This window comes from Chromobacterium sp. Rain0013 (assembly GCF_015291765.1).
Classification (GTDB): Bacteria; Pseudomonadota; Gammaproteobacteria; order Burkholderiales; family Chromobacteriaceae; genus Chromobacterium; species Chromobacterium haemolyticum.
This window is the reverse complement of record NZ_CP031514.1, coordinates 2,942,474-2,968,266: the sequence shown is the minus strand read 5'-3', so window position 1 is coordinate 2,968,266 and position 25,793 is coordinate 2,942,474. Positions and strand designations below refer to the sequence as shown.

The window sequence follows — 25,793 nt, the reverse complement described above, 5'->3', positions numbered from 1 at the left end:
TTTGTTGCGGCCTGAACAACAATGCACAACATTTCATTACAATGGCAAACAGCGAAAAGGCCCCACCATTCCATGCAAATTTCAGGAGGCAGACATGATCTGTTTCAAAGAATATGAAGACTACGATGGCATCGGCCTGGCCCAGCTGATCGCCCGCGGCGAGATTGCCGCCAGCGAGGCGACGGCGGCCGCCCAAGCCAGGCTGGAACGGTGGAATCCGGCGCTGAACGCGGTGTGCCTGCCGCTGCCGGAACTAGCCCAAACGCAATTGGCGCAGCCGCAGGGCGGCGGCCCGCTCGCTGGCAGCCCAGTCTTGATCAAGGACTTGCTGGCCGATATCGCCGGCGTCCCCACCCGCAACGGCAGCCGCCTGTTTGACGGCTATACCGCGCCGCGCGACGCAGACATTATCCAGCGCTACCGCCAGGGCGGCCTGATCTTCATCGGCAAAACCGCCACCCCGGAACTGGGCCTCAGCCCCTACACCGAATCCGAAGTCTACGGCCTCAGCCGCAACCCCTGGGATCTGAGCCGGACGCCCGGCGGCTCCAGCGGCGGCTCGGCGGCCGCGGTGGCCGCCGGCATCGTGCCCATCGCCCACGGCGGCGACGGCGGCGGCTCCATCCGCATCCCCGCCTCCAACTGCGGCGTGTTCGGCCTCAAGCCCACCCGGGGCCGCGGCCCGGCCGGGCCGGACTACAGCGAGGGCTGGCAAGGCCTGGTCTGCCAACACGCGTTGACGCGCAGCGTGCGCGACAGCGCGGCAATGCTGGATTTGCTGGCCGGCGGTCCGCGCGGCGGCGAGGCTTATTACTGGCCTGCGCCGGAGCAAAGCTTCTTCGCCGCGCACCAACGCGAGCCCGGCAAACTGCGCATCGCCTGGAGCAAGCGCCCCATTCTGGGCGGCGCGCTGCACCCGGATTGCGCCGCCGCGCTGGACGGCGCATTGGCCTTGCTGGCCGATCTGGGGCATAAGGTGGAAGAAGCGGCGCCGCCGTTGGCGTCTCCGGAGGAGTACAACCGCGCCATGCTGACGATCATCTGCGGGGAAATGGCGGGACTGGTGCGCGACATCGAGCACCGCACCGGCAAGCCGGCGCGTCACGAGCAACTGGAGGCGGCCAGCTGGGCGCTGGCGCGCTACGGCGAGCGCCTCAGCGCCGGTGAGCTGGCCTGGGCGCGCGGTTTCGCCTGGGAGCAGGCCAGGATCATGGAGACCTTTCATCAGCGCTACGACGTGCTGGCGACCCCTACGCTGAATCAGCCGCCCGCCCTGGTCGGCGGCCTGGGGCCCAGCGCGGCCGAGGCCGCGATCTCGCGCTGGATGCTGGGCAAGCTGGGCTGGGACTGGACCTTGCGCTTCGGTCAGTTGATCCCGGCCATCTCGCGCCGCCTGATGGAGTACCTGGGCTGGACCATTCCCTTCAATATGAGCGGACAGCCCGCGATGAGCGTGCCGCTGCACTGGAATCAGGCGGGGCTGCCCATAGGCGTGCAATTCGTCGCGCGCTGCGGCGACGATCTCACGCTGCTTCAACTCGCGCGCCAGCTGGAACAGGCGCGTCCATGGGCGCACCGGCGTCCGCCGGCGCCGCCTAGCCCTTGAATCCCGCCAGGGCGGGCCCCAGCTCGTCGGCCACGCGGCGGCTCAGCTCGGTCACCAGCGCCTGCAGGCCGGCCACGGCCGCTGCCGCGTCATTCGTCGCCAAGGGCCGGCTCTGCTGGAAATAACCGCTGGCCAGCGGTTTCTTGTCGCCCTGTGCCGGCAGGGCCTGCCACGCCACTTCCAGCGAGGCGTCGCGCCCCGGCCTCAGCCGCAGTTGGCGCACATCCAGCAATAAGCGGACATCCCCTCCGCCCATGCCCGGCTGCGGATAAGCGTACACGCTGGCCAAGCCCAGAGCGCGGGACACATCCGCCGCCACGGCTTGCGTCAGCATGCGGTCCAGCGGCCCGGCCCAGCGCTGCAGATCCAGCAACTCGACATTGCCTACCGCATCCTCCACCACTAGTTGCGGCCGCTCCAGCCCGGCCGGCAGCGAGGCTGGACCCACCATGACGCTGACGCCTTGCGCGGGATTGGCCGCCGCCGGCAGCGCCGGCCGCAGCTGGTGAAAGGTGGTGGGCGGCGAGGCGCAGGCGCTCAGCAGCGCCAGCATGATCAGACTCAACGCGATGGACTTCATTTTTTCTCTCCCTTGCCGCGTATCAACGCCTCCGGATGGCGGTCCAGGTAATCGGCCAGTGCGCGGAAGCTGCGCGCGGTTTCCGACACCTCTTGCGCGGCGGCGCGCACGTCCTGCTGCAGCGGCGAATCCGCCTGCATCGCCTGACGCGTACTTTCCAACGTCTTTTGCAGGTCCTCCAGCGTTTTCACCGCCTGCGGCAACACCTTGCCGTCCATGTTCTCGGACAGTTTGCGCATGCCGTCCAGCGTCTGGTGCAGCGATTTCAACGATTGATTCAATTCCGCGCCTATGCTGTCGAACGGCACCTTGTCCAGGCGGCGCGCAATGCGCTGCAACACCCGCTGCAGCTCTTCCAGGTCGCCCGGCAGCGTCGGCAGCTCGGTCATGCCGTTGCGCACCGACACCTTGGCCGGCTTGGCCTCGGGGAAGAAGTCCAGCGCCACGTAAAGCTGACCGGTGATCAGGCTGCCGGAGCGCAGTTGAGCGCGCAGGCCGTTGCGCACCAGCGACTCCACGGAAATCTTGGCCGACAGGCTGTGGTCGCCGGACAGGGTGTTGAGCCGGCTGGGATAGGTGCGGATATCCACCGTCATGTCGAAGTCCTTGCGCGCCGGCGCGTATTCGATGCCGATGGCGGTGACCTCGCCAAATGTAATCCCGCGGAAATCCACCGGCGCGCCCACGGTCAGGCCCCGCACCGACTGACGGAACTTCAGTCGGAAGGATTGGGTTTCGCGGTCGCGGTTCTGCAGCGCCTTCTCTCGGGTTTCGTTGAGCAAGAATAAGTATTTGGCGTCAGGCCCCTTGTCCGGCCCATCGCTAAGCGGAGTTTCGAAGGCGATGCCGCCCAAGGCGATCGCCGCCAATGACTGGGTATTGACGCTCAAACCGTTGGCGCCGATGGCCACGTCGATGCCGCTGGCGTGCCAAAAGCGGCTGTTGACGGTAACGAAGTGATCGTAAGGCGCGTTAATGAAAACCGACAGCTTCACCGCGCTGCCCGCCGGGTCCAGTTCATAGCCCACCACCTGCCCCACCGGCACGCGCCGGAAATAGACCGGCGAGCCGGCGTTGAGCGAGCCCAGGTTGTCGGAACGCAACACGAACATCTTGCCCGGCAAGTCCGCGTTGATGATGGGCGGCACTTCCAGACCCTTGAACTCGGTGCGGCGCTCCTTGCTCTTGCCCACGTCCATGCCGATGTAGGAGCCGCCCAGCACCGTGCCCAGACCAGACACGCTGCCGCCGGAAATACGGGGCCGAACCACCCAGAAGCGGCTGTCCGCCACCAGGTAATCGTCCACCTTCTTGCTCAGCTCCGCGGTCACCAGAATGGATTGACGATCCGGGCTCACCGACACCGCCTTTACCTCGCCGATCTCCACGTCCTTGTACTTGATCCGGGTCTTGCCGGCTTCCAGCCCTTCCGCGTTCTGAAAGGCGATGGTGATGGTGGGCCCGCGCGACAAGACCGCGTTCACCGCCAGCCAGCCGCCGATCACCGCCGCCACCACAGGAATCAGCCACACCAGCGACGGCGACCAGCGCCGCCGCTTCACCGGCACCGCGGCCGGCAAATCCTCGCCGGCTGCGGCCGGGTTTTCGGGTTGATCACTGCTCATCGTCTTCCTTTACCTGATCCCAGATCAGCCTGGGATCGAAACTCATCGCCGCCACCATGGTCAGCACCACCACCGCGCCAAAAGCTATGGCCCCCGGCCCGGCCTTGATCGACGCCAGCGACTGCCATTGCACCAATGCCACCATCAGGGCCACCACGTAAATATCCAACATCGACCACGGGCCTATCACCTCCACCACCCGATACAACCGCGTCCGCTGCCGCGGCGCCCAGCCGGAACCCAACTGTACCGTCGCCAGCAATAACAACAAGGCCAGAATTTTCAACAGCGGCACCAGCACGCTGGCGGTGAATACCACCAGCGCCAGCGGCCAGGAGCCGGACTTCCACAAATACACTACCCCGCTCATGATGGTGTCGTTCTGCATGCCCATGATGGTGGAGGTTTCCATGATAGGCAGCAGGTTGGCGGGCAGATAGGCCACCATCGCCGCCAGCAGCAGAGCCCAGCTGCGCTGCAGGCTGTGCGGCTTGCGCGAGTGCAGAGCGGCATGGCAGCGCGGGCAGGATTGAGCGCCTTCGCCGGCGCGGCATAACAAGCCACATCCGTGACACAGCCACAGGCCGGACTGGACGGCGGTTTTCACGCGGTAGCCCGACATTGCTGATAACGCTCCCACAAATCTTCCGGATTGAAACGGCTGGCGGTGGCCGCCATCAGCATGATCAAGGCGAACAAGGCCATCAGGCCCACGCCCACGTGCACGGTGGCCAGGCTGACCAGCTTCACCAAAGACACCAGGATGCCCAACAGAAACACCTCCACCATGCACCACGGACGGGTCAATATCTTCAGCCGCATCAGCCAGGGAAAGCCGCGCGGCACATGACCGAAGGCCAGCGGCAGCCGCACGTAAAGCATGCTGCCCAGCTCCAGCGACGGCATCACAATGCCGGTGAACATCACCAGCATGGCCACCGACAGCATGCCCTGGCGCTCCAGAGCCACCACCGTCTGCCACAAGGTGGCCGCGCTGCGGGCCCCGGCGGCCTCCAGCGTCACCACCGGATAGACGTTGGCCAACAGAAAGGCGATCACCCCGGTCAACAGCAAGGCCAGTTCGGCATCCTGTCGCTGCGCGCCGTAATGGCGCACCAGCGCGCCGCAGCGCGGGCAGCAGGCCCGCCCCTCGCCCCTCAACGGCACCCGCATCAGCAAGTCGCAATCATGGCAGGCCGCCAGTTTGGAATCCGCATCCGGCCGCGACATCAGTAACCGCCCTTCGCCTTGCGTTCCGCGGTAAAGCTCCACCACAGCCGCGCCTCGCCGGTGTCCATGTAGTGCACCACCGACATCAGCGTATCCAGCACGCACGGGTCCTGCCGGGTTCCGGTCAATTCGCACAAACGATGATAAAGTCGCAAAGGCTCGGCGCCGCGCAACTGCGACGGCAGCTCAATGCCGAGCAGGCGCAGGTCGTCGGCCAGGCTGGGGCCGATATTGGGCAGCTCGCGCAAATGCCGCGCCCGCGCGGGGGGCGGACAACGTGATGGGTGCATAAACTCTCGGCGAGGGTCAGGACATCCCGCATGATAAAGGACGCCGCGCCAGAGTTCAAAAGCAGGCTTGGCCTCGATGCCTGCTCAAGGTCGCGAGGACAAAAACAAGGCGGCCGGGAAAGCGGCGTTTAACGCCCTTCCCAAGCCGTACCGCCAAAGCGCGGCCAGCCTTGCACAGCGGATCAACCGTGGAAGATGTCCCAGCCCAGCTTGAGGATGAGCGTACTGGTCAGCAACAGGAACAACACCCGCACAAAGCCCGTGCCTTTCTTCATCGCCACCCAGCTTCCCACCATCGCCCCGGCCATATTGCAGGCCGCCATCGGCAGCGCGTACTGGAACAGCACGTGGCCGGCGGGAATGAAGAAGAGCAAGGCGGCGCAGTTGGTGGTCAGGTTCACCACCTTGGCCGATGCCGAAGCGTGCAGAAAGTCGAAGGCGAAAAAGCGGATAAACAAAAACATCAGGAAGCTGCCGGTGCCGGGGCCGAACAGGCCATCGTAAAAACCGATCGCGCCGCCGATGGCCATGCCTATCGCCATCTCGCGCCGCCCTATCGCCACCGGCTTGTGCAGGGAACCGAAATCCTTCTTCCACAAGGTGTACACCGCCATCACCACCAGCAGCGCCAGCACCATGGGCCGCAACACCGCTTTGTCGATCAAGCTGACTGTGGCCGCGCCCGCGATGGACATGAAGAAGGCCGCCGCCGCCGCCGGCAACACCAAGCGCCACGGCACCCGGACCCGCTTCAGATAAGAACGCGCGGCGGACAGCGTGCCCATCGCCGCGGCCAGCTTATTGGTGCCGAACACCGTGGCCGGCGCCAGATTGGGCAAGGCGCTGAACAAGGCCGGAATCTGGATCAGCCCGCCGCCGCCCACCGCCGCGTCCACCAGGCCGGCGGCAAAGGAAATCACACACAGAAAACTCAAGGTCAACAGCATTCACTTCTCCCGGCTCCGTGCCGCTTACAGTTAGGACAAGATTCTATGCCTTGCCAGCGGCCCGTGTTTGCAATACCGTATTGCGAAAATCGCAATCAAGGTGACCGAGGTCGGGATGAAATCGCTGTGGGAATTGCGCGTATTCTGCGCGGTGGTGGAAAGAAAAAGCTTTGTCGCCGCCGCGCGCCAGCTGGGCACCTCGCCCAGCAGCGTCACCCGCGCGGTACAGGCGCTGGAAGAAGCGCTGGGCGGCAGCTTGCTGGCGCGCTCGCAAAAACAGGTCAACCTGACCTTGGCCGGCGAAAGCTATTACGTCTCCGCGCGCAAGATGCTGGACCTGCAGGAAGAAGCCGAAGACGAGCTGGCCGCCTTGAGCGAGGCCCCGCGCGGCCTGCTGCGTTTTTCCGCGCCGGAGGCGATGAGCCACGCGCTGCTGCCGCCGGTGCTGGCGCGCATGGCCGACGCCAACCCGGAACTGCGCTTCGACGTGCTGTACAGCGACACCATCTTGGACCCGATCCGTGAAAAGCTGGACTTCAGCATCCGCGGCGCCTTCCCCGCCTCCAGCGAGCTGATCGGCTACCCGCTGTGGGATTATCAGCGCCACCTCTACGCCAGCCCGGACTATGTCGCCCGCCATGGCGCTCCGCAAACGCCGGAACAATTGCCGGAACACCGGGTGGTGATCCACTCCGCGCCGCGCGTGCTGAAAGCCTGGAACTTTATCTCCGCCGGCCATCAGCTCAGCCTCAATCTCACGCCCTGGCACCGCGTCAGCTCCGGCAGCGCCGTGCTCAACGCCGTGCTGGCCGGCCTGGGCGTCGCCCGCCTGGGAGACTGGCTGGCCGAGCCGCTGGTCCGCTCCGGCCAACTACTGCGGCTGTGCCCGGACTACCGCATCGTCTCCAGCCACGGCGACAACCCGCAAATGCACGCCGTCTTCGCCAACCGCCGCATCCCGCGCAAAGCCCGGCTGCTGCTGGAAGCCGTGCGCGCGGCCGCCCGCGACGCCGGCCACGGGCTTAAGGCGCGCTGAAACCAAAAAAAAACGGAAGCCAAAGCTTCCGTTCGCATATAACGCCAGGCGGGGCCGGACAAACGGCCCGCCGTGAGCTTGCCGCTCAGCCCACCCAGCGGCGAGCGGTGGCGAACATCCGATACCAGCCGCCGTTCTCGCCCCAGTCCGCCGGATGCCAGCTGTTCTGCACCGTGCGGAACACCCGCTCCGGATGCGGCATCATGATGGTGAAGCGGCCATCGGCCGTGGTCACCCCGGTAATGCCGGCCGGCGAACCGTTGGGGTTCAGCGGATAGGTTTGAGTGGCGCGACCGTCAAAATCGACGTAGCGCAACGCCGTCAGCGCCTGCTCCTGCGCGCCAGGCGCGAATACCGCGCGGCCTTCGCCGTGGCTGACCACCACCGGCAGCTGGCTGCCCGCCATGTCGGACAAGAAGATGGACGGCGAAGCCGTCACTTCCACCATGGCGAAGCGCGCCTCGAACTGCTCGGAAGCGTTGCGATGGAACTTCGGCCAGTGCTCCGCGCCCGGAATGATGGACGACAAATTGGACATCATCTGGCAGCCGTTGCACACGCCCAGCGCGAACGTGTCGGCGCGGCCGAAGAAGGCCTCGAACTGCTCGCGCGCGCGCGGATTGAACAGAATGCTCTTGGCCCAACCCTCACCGGCGCCCAGCACGTCGCCGTAGCTGAAGCCGCCGCAGGCGGCCAAGCCCTTGAAGTCCGCCAGCGACACGCGACCGCTGATGATGTCGCTCATGTGCACGTCCACGGTGTCGAAACCGGCTCGGTCGAAAGCCGCCGCCATCTCCAACTGACCGTTGACGCCCTGCTCGCGCAGCACCGCCAGGCGCGGACGCGCGCCGCTGGCGATGAAAGGCGCCGCCGGATCGGCGTGCACGTCAAAGCTCAGCTTGGCGCTCAGGCCCGGCGCTTTCGGGCTGGAGCGCAGCAGATGCTCACTGTCTGCGCACGCCGGATTGTCGCGCAGGCGCTGCATGCGGGCGCTGGTCTCGGACCACTCGCGATGCAGATCGGAACGGCTCTCGTTGAACAGCTCCACGCCGCGGTGCTTGATGACCAGGCGATCCTTGTTGTTGACGCGGCCGATCACAAACAGCTCGCGGCCGATGCCGGCCTTCATGAAGCGCGAGATCACCTCCGGCGTGTCGGATTTCTTCACCTGCAACACCGCGCCCAGCTCTTCATTGAACAGCACCCGCATCAGGCGGCCATGGGTGGCGGCTTCCTGAGTAGGCTGAACGAAGTCGTCGATAATGCGCTGGGTGTTCTTGCGCTCGATCACCAGTTCCTGCAGATCGATGGTGACGCCGATATGGCCGGCGAACATCATTTCCGACAAGGTCACGAACAGGCCGCCGTCGGAACGGTCGTGGTAGGCCAGCAACATATCGTCGCGCAACAGCGTCTGCACGGTGTTGAAGAAGGCCGCCAACTGGTGCGGGCTCTCCACGTCCGGCGCCTTGCCCTCCATCGCTTTCCACACCTGGCCGTAAATGGAGCCGCCCAAACGGCAGCGGCCGTAGCCCAGATCGATCAGAATCAGGTCGGTGTCCTTGTCCTCTTTCAGCTCCGGCGTGGCGGTTTTGCGCACGTCTTCCACCGGGGAAAAAGCGGAAATGATCAGCGACAGCGGCGCGGTCACGGCCTTCTTCTCGCCGGCCTCTTCCCACACCGTCTTCATCGACAAGGAATCCTTGCCCACAGGGATGCTGATGCCCAGGTCCTGGCTCAGCTTGGACACCGCTTCCACCGTGCGGTACAGACGCGCTTCCTCGCCCGGGTGGCCAGCGGCGGCCATCCAGTTGGCGGACAGTTTGACGTTGCCCAGGTGGCCGACGAAGGACGCGGCGATATTGGTCAACGCCTCGCCTATCGCCATGCGGCCGGAGGCCGGCGCGTCGAACAAGGCGGTGGGCGTGCGTTCACCCATTGCCATCGCTTCGCCGCGATAGGTGTTGAAGCCCATGGTGGTGACGGCGACATCCGCCACCGGCACCTGCCAGCGACCCACCATTTGATCCCGCGCGGTCATGCCGCCCACGGTGCGGTCTCCGATGGTGATCAGGAAGGACTTGTCCGCCACCGTCGGGTTGCGCAGCACGCGCAACGCGGTTTCCTTCAGTTCAAAGCGCGAAGCATCGAAGATGCTCAAATCGCGCTCGCGGGTGGTCACGTCGCGGGTCATGCGCGGCGGCTTGCCCAACAGCACCTCCAGCGGCATGTCCACCGGATTGTTGTCGAAGTGATCGTCGCGCACTTGCAGATGGCCGTCGTCGGTAGCCACGCCCAGCACCGCGAACGGGCAACGCTCGCGTTCGCACAGCGCGCTGAAGCGCTCCAGGTCCTGCGGCAGCACCGCCATCACATAGCGCTCCTGCGACTCGTTGGACCAGATCTGCATCGGCGTCATGCCCTTTTCTTCCAGATGCACTTTGCGCAAATGGAAGACGGCGCCGCGGCCGGCGTCGTTCACCAGCTCCGGAAAGGCGTTGGACAGGCCGCCGGCGCCCACGTCGTGAATGGACACGATGGGGTTGGCGTCGCCCATCTGCCAGCAGCGGTCGATCACTTCCTGACAGCGACGTTCGATTTCCGGGTTGCCGCGCTGCACGGAGTCAAAGTCCAAGTCCGCGCTGTTGGCGCCGGTGTCCATCGACGAAGCCGCGCCGCCGCCCAGGCCGATCAGCAAGCTGGGGCCGCCCAGCTGAATCAGCAGCGCGCCTTCCGGAATCTCGTTCTTGTGAATTTGCTGCTGCTGGATGTTGCCCAGGCCGCCGGCGATCATGATCGGCTTGTGATAGCCGCGCATCTCGCCTTCCACCTCTTCTTCGAAGGTGCGGAAATAGCCGGTCAGATTGGGGCGGCCGAATTCATTGTTAAACGCCGCGCCGCCGATCGGGCCTTCCAGCATGATCTGCAAGGCGGAGGCGATGCGCTCCGGCTTGCCGTACTGCGCCGCCGTGTCGCTGTAACGCTCCCACGGCTGCACAAAGCCCGGAATGTTCAGGTTGGACACGGTGAAGCCGGTCATGCCGGCCTTGGGGCGCGAGCCGCGGCCGGTGGCGCCCTCGTCGCGGATCTCGCCGCCGTTGCCGGTGGATGCGCCGGCGAACGGTGAAATCGCCGTCGGGTGGTTGTGCGTCTCCACCTTCATCAGGATATCGGTGGGTTCGCTGTGGTAAGCGTAAGCGTGGCCTTCCGGCTGCGGGTAGAAGCGCTCGATGAAAGCGCCTTCGATCACCGAGGCGTTGTCCTTGTACGCCACCAGCGTGCCTTGCGGATTGGCGTCGTGGGTGTCCCGGATCATGCGGAACAGCGACTTTTCCTGCTCTTCGCCGTCGATGATGAATTTGGCGTTGAAGATCTTGTGGCGGCAGTGCTCGGAGTTGGCCTGCGCAAACATCATCAATTCCACATCGGTGGGGTTGCGCCGCATCTTGGTGAAGTTTTCCACCAGGTAATCCACTTCGTCCTCGGACAGGGCCAGGCCCAGATCGGCGTTGGCTGCCTCCAGCGCCGCGCGGCCGCCGGCGAGGATGTCCACCGACGTCATCGGCTGCGGATCTTGATGGACAAACAGGCGCGCGGCGTCGTCCAGCGACGGCAGCACCGTTTCCGTCATCCTATCGTGCAAGAGGCCCGTCAAAATATGACGAGCCTCTTCATTTAAAGATGATTGTGCGGACTTAACCCAGAAGGCGGTGCCGCGTTCGATGCGGAGAATCCCTCCCAGCCCGCAGTGCTGGGCGATATCAGTGGCCTTGGAGGCCCAGGGCGACAAAGTGCCCAATCGCGGCGTCACCAGAAACAGTTCGCCATCCGGCTGGCCGGCCAACGGCGCTTCGCCGTAGCTCAGCAACTTGCCCAAGGTGGCCTGCTCTTCCAACGTCAGTTCGGTTTCGCTTTCGGCGAAATGCCAGAATTCGGCACTGATGCTGAGATCCGGCAGCCCGGCTTCGGCGGCTGCGGAAAGCAGTTTTTCAAGACGGAACGGCGACAGCGCAACGCCGCCACGGAGCTTGGTAAGGTAAGACATTAGACACCCGCGACAAGTATCAGGAAAGCGCGTCATAATACAGCAATTCACTGTTTGTTTTAAGCGGCTAATTGCCCGGATGCCCGCCGCTTAATAAAATAATCCTCATCCGAATAGCATTTCATCTCATCAGCAAGGAGCTTCCAGCATGAAAAAGGTTGAAGCCGTGATCAAGCCGTTCAAACTGGACGAGGTGCGCGAAGCCTTGTCCGAACTGGGCATCAACGGCCTGACCGTTACCGAGGTCAAGGGCTTTGGCCGCCAAAAGGGCCATACCGAGCTCTACCGCGGCGCCGAATACGTGGTGGACTTTTTACCCAAGGTGAAAGTGGAAGTGATTCTGCCGGACGACCTGGTGGAACGCGCCATCGAAACCATCGTCGCCACCGCCCGCACCGGCAAGATAGGCGACGGCAAGATCTTCGTCACCCCGGTAGAGCAAGTGGTGCGCATCCGCACCGGCGAAACCAACGAGCAGGCGATCTAAGTCCACCGGCAAGCGCTGGAACCCACGCTCCAAGGCCCCGTTCCGCGGGGCCTTGTCATTTAATCCAAAGGCCCGAACAGGCAAGTATGCACCTTGCCGTGCTTCTCCTGACCCGCTGCCACCACCTTGCCATCACCGGACATGACGATATGGCTGCTGCTCCGCTCCTCGCCCGGGCAGAACAGGCGCTGTGTCTTCGGCGCGCCAAAACGCCAGCGTAAAGTGGCGTAGCCGCCCTGCTCCGGCTGGGTGGAGGTACCCGCCACCACGCGACCGTCCTGACTAAAAGCGGTCAACGTCAGATCATCGATCACCGGCGAGAACGGCGCCAGCTTGCCGTTTTCCAAGCGCAGCGGGAACGTCCCGTCTGCCGTGAACGAGTTCAGCCATAAGTAGCGGCCATCCTCGGAGACCGAGCGCAAGAACATCCCCAGGCTCTCCTTGCGAGTTTCCGCGCGCACCGCCGCCTCCAGATCCACCTCGCCCTCCGGCGAGACTTGCACGAAGGCGCGGCTATGGTCGCTTTCCCGGTTAAAGGACACAAAAACCGTGCGCCCATCCGCGGACAAACTCTCCAGCACGGACTTGGCGCGGATCACGCTGACGCCCTCGCCCGCACGCCAACGCACGGCGTCGCTCTCCATGAAGATATTGCCATCCTCGCCGCCCATGCCGGCCCAGGCCAGCACTTGCGCGTCAGCCGTCTTGCCTTCCGCCTCGGCCTGCCACGGCAAGGGCTCGCGCCGGCTTGGCTTGCCCTCGTCCGGATTCCAGACAAAGCCGTGCCAAACGCCGGTGTCGGCATGCTTGAAGTAGCCGGCCACATCCCCGCGCCCCGGATGGACGCCGGAAACTTGCAGCTTAGTCACCTCGTCATCGCTCATCAGCGGGCTTTCGTTCATGAAATCTTGCATGCGCCGCATCCGCCGCAACATGTCCAGATTGCCTCGCAAGGCAAGACCGGCCGTTACCCCCCCGTCCGCACTCAGCACCAGCGGCAGGCTCATGGGTTCCGGCAACAAGCTGAACCCCTTGCCCTCCACCCATTGGAAGCCGCGCAGCATCGCTTTTTCGTCGCTCAGCAGCCAGCCAATCACCGTGCGGCCGTCGGCGCTGATATCTGTGACGCCGGACAGCCAGGCTTGGCCCGCAGGCACCAGCGTCTCCAGCGCGCCGCCGCGCCGCCAGCGCACAGCCTCCAGTTTGCCGTCCCGGCCAGTGCCAAAAGCCAAGGTCAGGCCGTCTCGCGACATCGCCATATAGCTGGTGGTGAAATAACTGCCCTTGGGCAAAGGCAAGGCCGCCTCCGTTCGCCCCTGACGCAAGGTCAAGCCGTTGGCCGAACGCAACGCCCACAGCTCATGCCAAGGGAAACGCAGCTTGAGCGCATCAATCAAGCCCATGACGGAATCGTTCAGTTCGCCGTCGCCGGCGCTCAGCAGTTGCGCCGAGCCGTCGTAGGACAGCTTTTCCGGGTAACGCTCTTTCAGTAGGACGACGTCTGGCTTTGTGGCGGCGGCAACCGGCGCGCACAAGGCGGCCAGCACCAACAGGGAAGCGAAGGTTTTGGACATGACTAATTATGATTATCAGCTTAAAGAGCGAGATCCTACCATCCCAAAAGCATCGCCCTCAAACCATGGCCCCGCGCAACTTGCCCGGCATCAAACAAAAAGCCCCCGGAATCCGGGGGCTTTCAAACCATTCAAGGCCAGCTTACTTCCACAGTTTCCACCACGGCATGTCCTCAATGGACCAGCCCTCTTTCAGGTATTCGCTGTTGGGGTAGTTCAGCGCCAGCACGCGCTTGGCGTCGTCGCGCAGTTGCGGCATGGACAGCTTGTCGTAAGCCGCCACCATGATGCCCAGCGCCTCTTCCGGGTACTTGGTGTTGGCGTAGTTCTTCACCACGCCCTGGGCGCGGTTGGCGGCGGCCAGGTAAGCGCCGCGCTTCATGTAATAGCGGGCTACGTGCATCTCGTTGCCGCCCAGCGCATCCAGCAGCCGCTCCATCTTCTTGGAGGCGTCTTCCTTGTAAATGCTGTTGGGGAAGCGCGTCACCAGTTCGCGGAAGGCGGTGAAGGCCTCGCGCGCGGCGCGCGGATCGCGCTCGCTCATGTCCTGGCCGGCCCATTTGGCCAGCAAGCCGGAATCATCGTTGTAAAACACCAAGCCTTTCAGATAATAGAGGTAGTCCAGGTTTGGATGGGTGGGATGAAGCTTGATGAAACGGTCGGCGGAGGCGATGGCCTGCTCCGGCTCGTTATCCTTGTAATGGGTATAAGCCAGGTCCATCTGCGCCTGCTGAGCGTAACGCCCGTAAGGGAAACGCGCTTCCAGCGTTTCGTAGAGCTTGACAGCGCGGGTATAATTGCCGCTGTTCAACTCATCATGCGCTTCCGAATACAGCTTTTCCACGGTCCAGCCGCGAGTCTCATCGTAGGTTTCCGTGGTTGCACAACCGGCAAGCCCCATCACCAACATTGCAGCGACAACGTATCTTTTCATGACTGATCCTTACTTTGACCCGGACGATTATAGCGACATCTCGGAAAACGAGATATCCGCTACACAACAACTTGATGTTCCGCTGTCGCTGGGCGGCGAACGGCTGGATGCCGCGCTGGCGAAATTGATGCCGGAATACTCGCGCAGCCGTCTTACGCAATGGATCAAAGATGGCCACGTGCTGCTGGACGGCAAAACCGCCGCGCCCAAGACCAAGGTGCTGGGGGGCGAGAAGCTGGATGTCACTCTGATGCGCAGCAACGAAGAGATGGCCTTCCAGCCGGAAGCCATGGACTTGCCCATCATTTTTGAAGACGACCACATTCTGGTGATCAACAAGCCGGCCGGCCTGGTGGTGCACCCCGCCTCCGGCAACTGGAGCGGCACTCTGCTCAACGGCCTGCTGCACCATTGCCCGGCGCTGGCCCAAGTGCCGCGCGCCGGCATTGTGCACCGGCTGGACAAGGACACGAGCGGCTTGATGGTGGTGGCCAAGACGCTGCCGGCCCAGACCGAACTGGTCCGCCAATTGCAGGCGCGCACCGTCAAGCGCATCTATCGCGCCATCGCCGACGGCAACGTGCCGTTTGACGGCACCATCGAAACCCAGATGGGCCGCGACCCGCACAACCGCCTGAAAATGGCGGTGCTGAAGTTTGGCGGCAAACAGGCCATCACCCATGTGCGGGTGCTGGAGCGCTTCGCCAGCCACTCCTATATCGAGTGCAAGCTGGAAACCGGCCGCACCCACCAGATCCGCGTGCACATGCGCGAAGCCAACCACCCGCTGGCCGGCGACCCGATCTACGGCAACCTGCGGCACAAGATGGACGAAGACATCGCCGCAGCGGTCAAGGCGCTGGGCCGCCAAGCGCTGCACGCTTACTCGCTGACCCTGGTGCACCCGGCCAGCGGCGAGGAGCGCAACTGGAAAGCGCCGCTGCCGGACGACCTGCGCCACCTGCTGGACATGCTGCGCGGAGACGGCGACACCGCCGACGCCGCGCCGATGCCGCAGTTGCTGGACGAGGCGGAAGACGAAGAATGGGACGATGAGGACGAAGAAGACGACGGCGACGTGGAGGTAATCTATGTCCGCTGAGCTGTCCGCCAAGCAAGCGCCGGACTGGCTGGAGGCCGACTGGCCGGCGCCGCCCAATGTGCGCACCCTGATCACCACCCGCAACGGCGGCGTCAGCGCCGCGCCCTTTCACAGCCTGAACCTGGGCCTGCACGTGGGCGACGATCCGGCCGCCGTGGCCGCCAACCGCACGCTGCTGCGCCAACAACTGCCGGCGGAGCCGGCCTGGCTGAATCAGGTGCACGGCGTGACAGTGCTGAACGCGGCCGAGGTGGGCGCCCAGCCCCCAGACGCCGACGCCAGCTTCAGCCGCCAGCCCGGCACGGTGTGCGCGGTGATGACTGCGGACTGCCTGCCGCTCTTGCTGTGCAATAGCGAAGGCACCGTAGTGGCCGCCGCCCACGCAGGCTGGCGCGGGCTGTGCGACGGCGTAATAGAAGCCGCCGTGGCCGCCTGCAACGAGCGCCCGGCGCGGCTGATGGCCTGGCTGGGCCCCGCCATCGGCCCGGATGCTTTTGAAGTGGGCGCGGAAGTGCGCGCCGCCTTCATGGAACGCAACCCGGCCGCCGCGGCCGCCTTCAGCGACATTGGCGACGGCAAATACCTGGCCGACATCTACGCGCTGGCGCGCCAGCGCCTGAACGCCGCCGGCGTGGAACAAATCTACGGCGGCGAAGAATGCACGGTGATAGACCGCGCGCGCTTCTTCTCCTACCGCCGCGACGGCGAGACCGGCCGCATGGCCAGCCTGATCTGGCTGGAGTAAGAATCTGTTTACGATCTTTTGAGCAGCAGGACGACGAAGGCTAAATGTATGAACTACAAGCTGGTATTGAGTTTTCGCTCGCAGTTCTTCCACAGCCTTCTGCTCTTTTCCAACTAAGCGAAGCTGCGCTCAACAACCCAGCGTTTGGGCATCACCTTGAAGGTATGTAGCTCGCTCCGTTTGGCAATCTGCACCGTCACGTCCGCCTCCAGAATTTCGCTCACGCCTTGAGCAAAGGGTTTGCCGACATGGCCACTATCCGCCAGCAGGCTCTGAGCCCCAATCAATCTGGATTTACATTGCCGTAGCGCCTGTAGCGCCCCTTTGCGGTCTGTTACCTCCGTGGTAGTCACGGCCTCCGCATGTGGCAGGCCCTGCGTGCCCACAACAATATGGCACTAGATACCCGAGACCTTCTTCCCTGCGTCGTAGCCTTTTAACCCTGTGGTATCAGTGTTCTTCACGCTCTGCGCGTCCACGATCAAGAACCTGCTGCAAGCGTTCCGCCCCAGTTTCTCTCGGGCCGCGCCAACCTGATTTTTTAAGCGCCTGCTCCAGCAGGCTGCCCCCTTCTCGCGGCTCACTCCACATGGTGAAATACGAATGGACGGTACGCCATTTGGGAAACGCTTCAGGAAGCATTCGCCATTGGCAGCCGCTTCGGAGCAGGTACAGCACGGCACAAAACACTCCATACAAGTCCACTCGACGGGGGCTTGTTCTCTTACGCGCACTTTCCAGAAGTGGTCTGATCACTTCAAATTGTTCGCGACTGATATCACTTGGGTAGCCTTTTCTCACCTCTGGATTTTCTCACACTCCGCTCTATTCAGAGACTTTGAACAGGCTGCCGGCGCTCAGTCGAATAAACCCAATGTACGCGGCAGCGGCTGAGGCGCCGGCTTGGACCCGCCCTGGCGCGGCGCCAGCGGCGCGTCCTCGGCGCGCATCTCCTCCGCCGGAAACAGCCGCAGCAAGCGATGCGCGTCGTCCGGGCGGCGCGCCGTCAGCCAGGCCAGGTAATCCCCCGGCCGGACAATCACCAGCGAACGCTTTTCGTCCTCCGGCTTATGCGTGCGGCGCATCAGCGCGTGCGCCTCGGCGTTTACCGTCAACTGAGTGAAGGCGTGGCTGATTGAGCCGTCCGGCTCCGACCACGCCCGCCACAACCCAGCCACCGCGAACGGAGCATCGTCGGCCAAGCCGATTCGCCAACGCACCGCGCGGCCGGTTTCATACGAAGGTTCGAAGAAGGCCCGCATCGGCACCAGGCAACGCTGACCGGCCCGCCACGGGTAGCGAAAGTTTTTCAACTCGGCCACGGTTTCCGAGCGCGCGTTGGTGGTGGACAACCGCAGGCCGTCCGGTTGATGGCGCTTGGGCACCAGCCCGTAATTGCCCAGCCGCAGCTCCAGGCCCTGGCGGCCGGCCACGATGAAGGGAGCGGCGTAGTCCTGCCAGGCCTCTTCCTGCCAGACCAGCCCGCCAGGCTCCACGCCGAACAGCGGCAGTTGATCGGGATTGGGACATAGATAGTTGACGCACATCGCCGCAGTTTACCGGATATTGCGGCGGCCGGCCCGCCGCCTCGGTTTGACAAGCAAGCCTCAAGCGGCGACCATAAGCCCACTATGCGCCGTTTCGTCCCCTATGCCAGCCAAGATTGGATCGACGCCCGTTTCGGGGCGGGTTAGCGCGCGGCCAGACGAAGCCCGGCAACCCGCCCACCCGGCGGGTTTTTTCATATGAGCCACCACCAGGAGACTGCCATGCCTAGCAATGAACAATCCAAAGACACGGCCGCGGCGACGCTGCATCTGGTTTGCGGCAAGATCGCCGCGGGCAAGTCCACCTTGACCCGCAACCTGGCCAAACAAGCTCGCACCGTACTGATCAGCGAGGACGAATGGCTGGCCCAGCTTTACCCTGGCGAGATCCGTACCATGACCGACTACGTGCGCCGCTCGCAGTCGCTCAAACAGGCACTGACCGCCCACATCGCCGCCCTGCTGCGCCAAGGCCTGTCCGTGGTGCTGGACATGCCGGCCAATACACTGGACAGCCGCCGCTGGATGCGCGAGCTGATCGACGCCAGCGGTGCGGCGCATCAGCTGCACCTGCTGGACGTCAGCGACGAAGCCTGCAAGGCGCGGCTGCGTCAGCGCAACGCCAAGGGCGCCCACCCGTTCAGCGTCAGCGAGGCGGAGTTCGACCACATCACCCGCTACTTCGTGCCGCCCAGCCCGCAGGAAGGCTTCAACGTAGTCGCCCACCACAACGCGGAGGCCTGAACCGGCCCCTGGCCGTCTCAGCGGAAAACGCCGGTTTGCCGGCGTTTTTTCATTGGCAAGATGGCCGCTTACCCGCCGGCGCCCTGCCTTGCCGCGCCGCTAGACCCAGCCGCCCAGCATCAGCGCTCCGCACAGGGCGATGCCGCCGCCGACAACGCGGCCCAGCCGTTCGCCCAGCGCAAAGCGCGCTTCCGCTCGCCCCAACAACAAGCCGGCCGCGTGCAACAGGCCGGAAGCCAGCACGAAACCGGCGGCGTAAGCCAAGCCGGAGGCGTCGTGCGGCATCTCCTGACCATGGGCGATGCCATGCAGCAAGGCGAAACCGGCAATCGCCGTCAAGGCCAGCCCCCGTCGCGGCTGCAAGGCGAAGGCCAGCAGCAAGCCCAGCGCGATCACGCTGGCGGCGATGCCGCTTTCCAGCGCCGCCGCGCTCACGCCCAACCAGCCCAGGACGCCGCCAACGGCCAGCAAAGCCATGAAGGTCAGCGGTCCTTGCCATCGGGCCGCGCCGCCCAGCCGCCACGACCACAAGCCCACCGCCAGCATGGCCAAGAGGTGGTCCAGCCCGCCAAGCGGATGCGCCAGGCCGCTGGAGAAACCGGCGACGGCGTGATCGGGGTGAGCCTGGGCCAGCCCGCTGACCAGCAATATGGCCAGCGCGGCCGACGGAGGTTTACGCAAGAGAGTCATTTTCGGCTCCTGTGACGTTGAGTTGCAGCATGCCCTGGGTTTCGACAAAGGCGATGATGTCGGCCAGACCCTGACCAAGCTTGAGATTGGAAAAAACGAAGGGCCGCTCGCCGCGCATGCGGCCGGCGTCGCGCGCCATCACGTCCAGCGAGGCCCCCACCAACGGCGCCAGATCGATCTTGTTGATCACCAGCAGGTCCGACTTGCAGATGCCCGGCCCCCCCTTGCGCGGAATCTTGTCGCCGGCGGACACGTCGATCACGTACAGCGTCAGATCGGACAACTCCGGGCTGAAAGTGGCGGCCAGGTTGTCGCCGCCGCTTTCGATGAAGATGATATCCAGGCCGGGATGGCGGGCGTTCAGCCGCGCCACCGCCTCCAGGTTGATCGACGCGTCCTCACGGATGGCGGTGTGCGGGCAGCCGCCGGTTTCCACGCCGATGATGCGGTCCGCCTCCAGCGCTTGATGCTGGACCAGGAATTGCGCGTCTTCTTGGGTGTAGATGTCGTTGGTCACGGCGGCGACATTGTATTTATCGCGCAGCGCCGCGCACAGCGCCCAGGTCAGGTGGGTCTTGCCGGAGCCCACCGGCCCGCCTATGCCCACCCGCAACGGTCCGCGGCCCTTGGCGAGTCCTGTTGTGTTCATCGCTTTCTCCTTGAGATCGCGGCCGCCGGCTCAAGACCGGAACAGCCTGCTGTACTGGGTTTCATGCTTCATCGCCGCCCAGGCGAGGCCAGGGGCGAAATTGCTCAGTTGTTCCGCCGGCATCCGTCTCGCCTCGGCGCCGGCCGCTGCCACGGCCGGCAACAGCGCCGACAACAATTGCTGGCCGGCCGTCTGCCCCATCGGCATCGCCTTGAGCAGAACCGTGACTTGGTTTTCCAGCCAGCTCCATAGATAAGCATCCACCGCGCCGGCCTCGTCCGCGCCCAGCGCGCGCGCCGCCTGCGCCCATACCGCCGGCAGCGCCAACTCCGGCTGCTCCAGGCCGGCCGGCCACGGCAAAGCGGCGCACTCCGGCAGCGCTTGCAGCAAGCGGCGCAGCGAATACCCCATCTGCACGGTTTCCTGCCTCAATTCGCGGCTGTCTCGGCTGGCCAGCAATTGCTGATTGATCCGCGCCAGCGCCGGTTGATCGTCGGCGGCCAGCGCGCGCCAGGCCTGAGCCAGCAGAGCGGCTTCAAAACGGGCCAGCGGTCCTTGCAACACATCGCCCAGCCAGGCGGCGGCGCTGGTGGCGTCATGCACCAGGCCCAGCTCCAGCGCGCTCTCCAGCCCTTGCGAGTAGCTATACGCGCCGATAGGCAGGCCCGGACTGGCCAGCCGCAGCAGTTGCAGCCGCGACAGCGCGCTCATGCCGCGCCGTACTGGTGCAGCCGCGGCGGATATTGGAAGGCCGCCTCTTTGCCGTGGGAGTGGTGATGGCCGCCGCCGTAAGCGCCGGCCTCCGGCTGAAACGGCGCGTCGATTTTTCGCACCTGCGCGCCCATCTGCTCCAGCATCCGCGCCAGCACCTCGTCGTCCAGCAGCCGCAGCCAGCCGTCGCCCACTTGCAGATGCACATGGCGGTTGCCCAGGTGGTAAGCAGCGCGGGTCAAGGCCATGGCGTCGGCGCAACTGACATGCAGCAAGGCTTCCGCCGCGGCCACTACCCGCACCCGGCGGCCATCCTCTGCCTGCAGCACTTCGCCGTCGGCCAGCGGCGGCCCCGGCTCCAGAAACAGCCCGCAGTCTTCTCCGGCGGCGCTGCGGGTGCGTAGCCGGCGCTTGCCGCGCAGTTCGCAACTCATCAGCAGCTCATCGTCCCAGGCGCTCGCATCGTCGGCGCGGCGTGTCAGCAGCAACATGGCATCCTCTCAAAACAAGAAATAGCGCTGCGCCAGCGGCAGGCGCTCGGCCGGTTCGCACCACAGCAGCTGGCCATCGGCGCGCACCTGATAGTTTTGCGGGTCCACCTCGATATGCGGCAGATAATCGTTGTGGATCAGGTCCGTCTTGCGCAGATGGCGGCAGCCGCGCACCGCCACCAAGCGCTTGCGCAGGCCCAGTTCCGCGCCGATGCCGGCCTGCAGCGCCGCCTGCGATACAAAAGTGACGCTGCCGCGCGCCACCGCCGCGCCGCAGCTGCCGAACATCGGCCGGTAGTGCACCGGCTGCGGCGTTGGAATGCTGGCGTTGGGGTCGCCCATCGCGGCGGCGGCGATCACGCCGCCCTTGAGGATCAGGCTGGGCTTGACCGCGAAGAAGGCAGGCCGCCACAGCACCAAATCCGCCAGCTTGCCGGGCTCGACGCTGCCCACCTCATGGGCGATGCCGTGGGTCAACGCCGGGTTGATGGTGTACTTGGCCAGATAGCGCTTGACCCGGAAGTTGCTGTGGCCGGGGCCGTCGCCCGGCAAGGGGCCGCGCTGGCGCAGCATCTTGTCCGCGGTCTGCCAGCAGCGCAGTATGGTTTCCCCCACCCGCCCCATCGCCTGGCTGTCCGAGGACATCATCGCGAAGGCGCCCAGGTCGTGCAGGATGTCCTCGGCGGCGATGGTCTCGCGCCGGATGCGGCTTTCGGCGAAGGCCACGTCCTCCGCGATGCCCGGGTCCAGGTGATGACACACCATCAACATGTCCAGGTGTTCGTCTATGGTGTTGACGGTGAACGGCCGGGTGGGGTTGGTGGAACTGGGCAGCACATTGGCGTAGCCGCAGGCTTTTATGATGTCCGGCGCGTGGCCGCCGCCGGCGCCCTCGGTGTGATAGGTGTGGATGGCGCGACCCTTGAACGCGGCCAGCGTGGCTTCGACGAAGCCGGATTCGTTCAGGGTGTCGGTATGGATCGCCACTTGCACGTCCATCTCGTCCGCCACCGTCAGGCAGTTGTCTATCGCCGCCGGGGTGCTCCCCCAGTCTTCGTGCAGCTTGAGGCCGATGGCGCCGGCGCGCACTTGCTCCCGCAGCGGCTCCGGCAGGCTGGCGTTGCCCTTGCCGGTGAAGCCCAGGTTCATCGGAAAGGCCTCCGCCGCTTCCAGCATCCGCGCCAGATGCCATGGCCCCGGCGTGCAGGTGGTGGCGTTGCTGCCGGTGGCCGGCCCGGTGCCGCCGCCTATCATGGTGGTGACGCCGGACATCAAGGCTTCTTCGATCTGCTGCGGGCAGATGAAATGAATGTGGCTGTCGATGCCGCCGGCGGTGACGATCATGCCTTCGGCGGCGATGATTTCAGTAGCGGCGCCGATGACGATGTCGACGCCGGGCTGAATATCCGGGTTGCCGGCCTTGCCGATGGCGGCGATGCGGCCGTCCTTGAGGCCGATGTCGGCCTTGACGATGCCCCAGTGATCCAGGATGAGCGCATTGGTCAGCACGGTGTCGGCCACCTCCGCCGCCAGCCCCTGCCCTTGACCCATGCCGTCGCGGATCACCTTGCCGCCGCCAAACTTCACCTCCTCGCCGTACACGGTGTAGTCGCGCTCCACCTCCACCCACAATTCGGTGTCGGCCAAGCGCACCCGGTCCCCGACGGTGGGGCCGAACATCTCGGCATACGCCTGCCTGCTGATTTTCATAAGCCCCCCATTACCCGGCCCTGAAAGCCGAACACCCGCCTCAGGCCGGCCAGTTCCACCAGTTCCACGCTGCGGGTCTGTCCCGGTTCGAAGCGCACCGCGGTGCCGGCCGCGATGTTCAGCCGGCAGCCGCGGGCGGCGGCGCGGTCGAACTGCAGCGCGTCGTTGGTTTCGGCAAAGTGATAGTGCGAGCCCACCTGGATAGGCCGGTCGCCGGTATTGGCCACCGTCAGCGTCACGGTGCGGCGGCCGGCGTTGAGTTCGATCTCGCCTTCGGCGGCCTGGATCTGTCCCGGAATCATCGCGGCGTCCTCATACAATGGGCTGGTGGATGGTGACCAGCTTGGTGCCGTCCGGGAAAGTGGCTTCCACCTGAATATCGGCGATCATCTCGGCCACGCCGTCCATCACCTCCTGGCGGCCCAGCAGCGTGGCGCCGTAATGCATCAGCTCCGCCACGCTCCTGCCGTCGCGCGCGCCCTCCATGATGGCGGCGCTGATGTAAGCCACCGCCTCCGGATAGTTCAGCTTCAGGCCGCGCGCGCGGCGGCGCTCCGCCAGCAGGCCGGCGGTGAAGATTAGCAGCTTGTCTTTTTCTCTGGGCGTCAATTCCATCGTGAAATCCCATTTCTCATTGAAGGGTCAAGTCGCCCAGATGCGCGGCTCCTGCGCCGCGCGGCCATGGGTGAACGGGTAAAGCAAACGCCGGGCCCGCCGCAGCCAATGATGGGCGGCTTCGGCGCTGTCCCCGATGAAGCGCGCCAGCCAGACATCCGGCAACTGGCTGGCGGCGGCGCGGCCCGTCAGCGGCAGTTCCAAGATCGCCTGGTGCAAGGCCGCCGGCAGCGCCGGCCCGGCCCACAGCAGCAGGCCGGCCACGGTCTGGCCGCCCATCCCCGCCGCCGCGTCCAGCATGCGGTCCCCGCCGGCCAAGGCGGCGCGCTCGCACCAAATCAGCCGGCCGTCGCGTTCAATGTCCAGGCTTTGCCGCCAGCGGCCTCGGTCGAAACGCTCGCCGCAGGCCGGACGCCCCAGGCAGAGCACATCGCCGTACAGCAGCGCGGCGTCGCCCTGCAGCCGGACGCGGCCTTGCAAGCTCACCTCCGCGCCGGCGAACAGAATGGTTTCCAGCGGCAGCCATTCCAGCCGCGCGCCGGGAGCCAAGCTCAGCTCCAGCCGCTGGCTGGCCGGGCGGCCGAATCCGTCGTACCACTTGGCGGCGCCGGGGCTGGTCAGCAGCGCGTCCGCGCCCTCCTCCAAACTCACCGCCAGATTCAGGCTGTCGCCGCCCGCCATGCCCCCCGGCGGGTGCACGATGATGTGCTGGCACTGGCCGGCGGCGTCGATGAAGTGGCGTTGCACCCTCAAAGGGCCGCAATGCCGGCGCCGCACCGGAATGGTGCGCCCGTCGCGGCGCTGGTAAGCCAGTTCCAGTTCGGCGGCCCAGGGCGGCGGCAGGCCGATGGCGGCGGAGTCGCGGCGCATCGCTCAGATCGCCAACAGTCCGCGCACGCCGTCCGCCTGCATGTCGCCGCCCAGGCCGCTGCGCACCACTTCGCCGCGCGCCATCACCAGATAGCGGTCCGCCAGCGCTTCGGCAAAGTCGTAATACTGCTCCACCAGCAAAATGGCCATCTCGCGTCCAGCCGCCAGTTGGCGGATCGCCGCGCCGATCTGCTTGATGATGGAGGGCTGAATGCCCTCGGTCGGCTCGTCCAGCATCAGCAGCGACGGTCGCCCTACCAGCGCGCGGCCAATCGCCAATTGCTGCTGCTGGCCGCCGGACAGGTCGCCGCCCCGGCGGCCGCGCATCTCGTCAAGCACCGGAAACATCTCGAACACGCTGTCCGGCAAGCGCCGGCCCGCCGCGCCGGAGAAGCGAGCCAGCCCCAAGCGCAGGTTTTCCTCCACCGTCAGCCTCGGAAAAATTTCGCGCCCCTGCGGCACATAGGCGATGCCGCGCGCCGCGCGCTGATGCGGGGCCAGCGCGGCAATGTCCTCGCCGCGCCAGAGCATGCGCCCGCCGCGTATCGGCAATTGCCCGCTCAGGCATTTGAGCAGCGTGCTCTTGCCCGCGCCGTTGCGCCCCAGCAGGCAGGTGATCTGCCCAGTCTCGGCGCGCAGGCTGATCCCGCGCAGGATGCGGCTGCCGCCGTAATACTGTTCCAGTCCGTCGATTTCCAGCATGTCAGCGCCCCAGATACACTTCGATCACCCGCTCGTCCGCCTGCACCTGCCTCAGCGTCCCCTCCGCCAGCACCGCGCCTTCGGCCAGCACCGTCACCTTGCCGCCCAGGCTGGCGACGAAATCCATATCGTGTTCCACCACCATCAGGGAGTGCTCGCCTTTCAGGCTCAGCAGCAGCTCCGCGGTCTGCTCGGTTTCGGCGTCGCTCATGCCGGCCACCGGCTCGTCCAGCAAAAGCAGCTTGGGTTGCTGAGCAAGCAGCATGCCAATCTCCAGCCATTGCTTTTGGCCGTGCGACAGCAGGCCGGCCAGCCGGCCGCGCTGATCCTGCAGCCGCACCCGTTCCAGCAGTTCGTCGATGCGGCGGCGCGGAGCCGCGCCCAGCCGCGCGCGCAGGCTGGCGTGCACCGATCGGTCCCCGGCCAGCGCCAGCTCCAGGTTGTCCGCCACCGTCATCGCCTCGAATACCGTGGGCTTCTGGAATTTGCGCCCTATCCCCAGTTGGGCGATTTCGGCTTCGTCGTGCCGGCGCAGGTCTATGGTCTGGCCGAAGAACACGCTACCGGCGTCGGGCCGGGTCTTGCCGGTGATCACATCCATCATCGTGGTCTTGCCGGCGCCGTTGGGGCCGATCACCACCCGCAATTCGCCGACGGCGATCGACAGCGTCAAGCGGTTCAAGGCGCGGTAACCGTCGAAATCAACTATGACATCGTCAAGATATAATATCTGTCCGTGCCGGATGTCCAGTCCCGGCGTCAATGGACGGGACAAGCCCACCGCCTCGCCCTCCCACTGTCCGCGCGGAGCAGGATTTTCGCTTGTTGCATTCATGTCGCATATCCGGAAAATAAATAACTGC

Annotated in this window: 26 protein-coding genes and 1 pseudogene; 6 read left to right on the top strand and 21 right to left on the bottom strand. The window is 65.2% G+C overall.

Annotation, left to right across the window (positions count from 1 at the left end; translation table 11 throughout):
• Positions 1-94: 94 nt before the first annotated feature.
• Complete coding sequence (locus DXT74_RS13730) at positions 95-1,606, top strand: amidase (RefSeq protein ID WP_194426231.1); 1,512 nt, start codon at positions 95-97, stop codon at positions 1,604-1,606.
• Here DXT74_RS13730 and DXT74_RS13725 read toward each other — a convergent pair.
• From DXT74_RS13725 to DXT74_RS13700, 6 genes are all read right to left on the bottom strand, one after another.
• Entirely contained in the window at positions 1,596-2,186 is a 591-nt protein-coding gene (locus tag DXT74_RS13725; RefSeq protein WP_194426230.1) for a membrane integrity-associated transporter subunit PqiC, read from the bottom strand. The two genes, DXT74_RS13730 and DXT74_RS13725, sit on opposite strands and share 11 nt — an antisense overlap.
• Positions 2,183-3,811, bottom strand: a complete 1,629-nt coding sequence (locus DXT74_RS13720; RefSeq protein ID WP_194426229.1) for an intermembrane transport protein PqiB — start codon at positions 3,809-3,811, stop codon at positions 2,183-2,185. The genes DXT74_RS13725 and DXT74_RS13720 overlap by 4 nt, the downstream gene beginning before the upstream one ends.
• Positions 3,801-4,418 carry a paraquat-inducible protein A gene (locus DXT74_RS13715; RefSeq protein ID WP_043631927.1) on the bottom strand — a complete coding sequence of 206 codons (618 nt, stop codon included), beginning with the start codon at positions 4,416-4,418 and terminating at the stop codon, positions 3,801-3,803. Before DXT74_RS13715 ends, DXT74_RS13720 begins: the two co-directional genes overlap by 11 nt.
• Positions 4,415-5,041 (bottom strand): paraquat-inducible protein A, encoded by a 627-nt coding sequence (locus tag DXT74_RS13710; protein ID WP_114153455.1) that lies wholly within the window; start codon positions 5,039-5,041, stop codon positions 4,415-4,417. The genes DXT74_RS13715 and DXT74_RS13710 overlap by 4 nt, the downstream gene beginning before the upstream one ends.
• Positions 5,041-5,331, bottom strand: coding sequence for a helix-hairpin-helix domain-containing protein (locus DXT74_RS13705; protein ID WP_114153456.1), 291 nt, complete (start codon positions 5,329-5,331; stop codon positions 5,041-5,043). Before DXT74_RS13705 ends, DXT74_RS13710 begins: the two co-directional genes overlap by 1 nt.
• Positions 5,332-5,513: 182 nt before the next feature.
• Positions 5,514-6,278 carry a TSUP family transporter gene (locus DXT74_RS13700; protein ID WP_196783762.1) on the bottom strand — a complete coding sequence of 255 codons (765 nt, stop codon included), beginning with the start codon at positions 6,276-6,278 and terminating at the stop codon, positions 5,514-5,516.
• 115 nt (positions 6,279-6,393) lie between these two features.
• Between DXT74_RS13700 and DXT74_RS13695 the strand changes: the two genes are divergently transcribed.
• Positions 6,394-7,314 (top strand): LysR family transcriptional regulator, encoded by a 921-nt coding sequence (locus DXT74_RS13695; RefSeq protein WP_039753440.1) that lies wholly within the window; start codon positions 6,394-6,396, stop codon positions 7,312-7,314.
• Between the two features lie 85 nt (positions 7,315-7,399).
• On the opposite strand, the gene purL is transcribed toward DXT74_RS13695, so the two are convergent.
• Positions 7,400-11,359, bottom strand: a complete 3,960-nt coding sequence (gene purL / locus DXT74_RS13690) for a phosphoribosylformylglycinamidine synthase (RefSeq protein WP_194426228.1) — start codon at positions 11,357-11,359, stop codon at positions 7,400-7,402.
• 148 nt (positions 11,360-11,507) lie between these two features.
• Here purL and DXT74_RS13685 point away from each other — a divergent pair, with 148 nt between their 5' ends.
• Positions 11,508-11,846 (top strand): P-II family nitrogen regulator, encoded by a 339-nt coding sequence (locus DXT74_RS13685; RefSeq protein ID WP_019100167.1) that lies wholly within the window; start codon positions 11,508-11,510, stop codon positions 11,844-11,846.
• Positions 11,847-11,905: 59 nt separating this feature from the next.
• Here the strand turns inward: DXT74_RS13685 and DXT74_RS13680 are convergent, their stop codons facing one another.
• Positions 11,906-13,420, bottom strand: a complete 1,515-nt coding sequence (locus tag DXT74_RS13680) for a hypothetical protein (RefSeq protein WP_194426227.1) — start codon at positions 13,418-13,420, stop codon at positions 11,906-11,908.
• A 142-nt stretch (positions 13,421-13,562) separates the two neighbouring features.
• The gene (locus DXT74_RS13675) at positions 13,563-14,354 is read right to left on the bottom strand and encodes an outer membrane protein assembly factor BamD (protein ID WP_043631366.1); all 792 of its coding nucleotides are present in this window, start codon (positions 14,352-14,354) and stop codon (positions 13,563-13,565) included.
• On the opposite strand from DXT74_RS13675, the gene rluD reads away from it, so the two are divergent.
• Positions 14,353-15,456, top strand: a complete 1,104-nt coding sequence (gene rluD, locus DXT74_RS13670) for a 23S rRNA pseudouridine(1911/1915/1917) synthase RluD (RefSeq protein WP_194426226.1) — start codon at positions 14,353-14,355, stop codon at positions 15,454-15,456. The genes DXT74_RS13675 and rluD overlap by 2 nt on opposite strands.
• The gene (gene pgeF, locus DXT74_RS13665) at positions 15,446-16,201 is read left to right on the top strand and encodes a peptidoglycan editing factor PgeF (RefSeq protein WP_194426225.1); all 756 of its coding nucleotides are present in this window, start codon (positions 15,446-15,448) and stop codon (positions 16,199-16,201) included. Before rluD ends, pgeF begins: the two co-directional genes overlap by 11 nt.
• 53 nt (positions 16,202-16,254) lie before the next feature.
• Here pgeF and DXT74_RS13660 read toward each other — a convergent pair.
• Positions 16,255-17,002, bottom strand: a pseudogene (locus tag DXT74_RS13660) (IS5 family transposase).
• Between the two features lie 56 nt (positions 17,003-17,058).
• Complete coding sequence (locus DXT74_RS13655) at positions 17,059-17,748, bottom strand: SOS response-associated peptidase (RefSeq protein WP_194426224.1); 690 nt, start codon at positions 17,746-17,748, stop codon at positions 17,059-17,061.
• A 222-nt stretch (positions 17,749-17,970) separates the two neighbouring features.
• Between DXT74_RS13655 and DXT74_RS13650 the strand changes: the two genes are divergently transcribed.
• The gene (locus DXT74_RS13650) at positions 17,971-18,492 is read left to right on the top strand and encodes an ATP-binding protein (protein WP_194426223.1); all 522 of its coding nucleotides are present in this window, start codon (positions 17,971-17,973) and stop codon (positions 18,490-18,492) included.
• 99 nt (positions 18,493-18,591) lie between these two features.
• Here the strand turns inward: DXT74_RS13650 and DXT74_RS13645 are convergent, their stop codons facing one another.
• Genes DXT74_RS13645 through urtD form a run of 10 tightly spaced genes read right to left on the bottom strand, consistent with a single transcriptional unit; the run spans position 18,592 to position 25,765 of the window.
• Complete coding sequence (locus tag DXT74_RS13645; RefSeq protein WP_194426222.1) at positions 18,592-19,182, bottom strand: HupE/UreJ family protein; 591 nt, start codon at positions 19,180-19,182, stop codon at positions 18,592-18,594.
• On the bottom strand, positions 19,166-19,831 hold the full coding sequence (ureG, locus tag DXT74_RS13640; protein ID WP_194426221.1) for an urease accessory protein UreG: 666 nt from the start codon (positions 19,829-19,831) through the stop codon (positions 19,166-19,168). Before ureG ends, DXT74_RS13645 begins: the two co-directional genes overlap by 17 nt.
• A gap of 30 nt (positions 19,832-19,861) precedes the next feature.
• Entirely contained in the window at positions 19,862-20,542 is a 681-nt protein-coding gene (locus DXT74_RS13635) for an urease accessory protein UreF (protein ID WP_194426220.1), read from the bottom strand.
• Positions 20,539-21,033 (bottom strand): urease accessory protein UreE, encoded by a 495-nt coding sequence (gene ureE / locus DXT74_RS13630; RefSeq protein ID WP_043641702.1) that lies wholly within the window; start codon positions 21,031-21,033, stop codon positions 20,539-20,541. The genes DXT74_RS13635 and ureE overlap by 4 nt, the downstream gene beginning before the upstream one ends.
• A 9-nt stretch (positions 21,034-21,042) precedes the next feature.
• Positions 21,043-22,743, bottom strand: coding sequence for an urease subunit alpha (gene ureC, locus DXT74_RS13625; protein ID WP_043641699.1), 1,701 nt, complete (start codon positions 22,741-22,743; stop codon positions 21,043-21,045).
• Positions 22,740-23,045: an urease subunit beta gene (locus tag DXT74_RS13620; protein WP_043641697.1), complete on the bottom strand. Its 306-nt coding sequence runs from the start codon at positions 23,043-23,045 to the stop codon at positions 22,740-22,742. The genes ureC and DXT74_RS13620 overlap by 4 nt, the downstream gene beginning before the upstream one ends.
• Before the next feature lie 10 nt (positions 23,046-23,055).
• On the bottom strand, positions 23,056-23,358 hold the full coding sequence (gene ureA, locus DXT74_RS13615) for an urease subunit gamma (RefSeq protein WP_194426219.1): 303 nt from the start codon (positions 23,356-23,358) through the stop codon (positions 23,056-23,058).
• A gap of 27 nt (positions 23,359-23,385) precedes the next feature.
• Entirely contained in the window at positions 23,386-24,228 is an 843-nt protein-coding gene (locus tag DXT74_RS13610) for an urease accessory protein UreD (RefSeq protein WP_043641691.1), read from the bottom strand.
• Between the two features lie 3 nt (positions 24,229-24,231).
• On the bottom strand, positions 24,232-24,930 hold the full coding sequence (gene urtE, locus DXT74_RS13605) for an urea ABC transporter ATP-binding subunit UrtE (RefSeq protein WP_043592229.1): 699 nt from the start codon (positions 24,928-24,930) through the stop codon (positions 24,232-24,234).
• Position 24,931: 1 nt separating this feature from the next.
• Entirely contained in the window at positions 24,932-25,765 is an 834-nt protein-coding gene (urtD, locus tag DXT74_RS13600; protein ID WP_194426218.1) for an urea ABC transporter ATP-binding protein UrtD, read from the bottom strand.
• Positions 25,766-25,793: the final 28 nt, after the last annotated feature.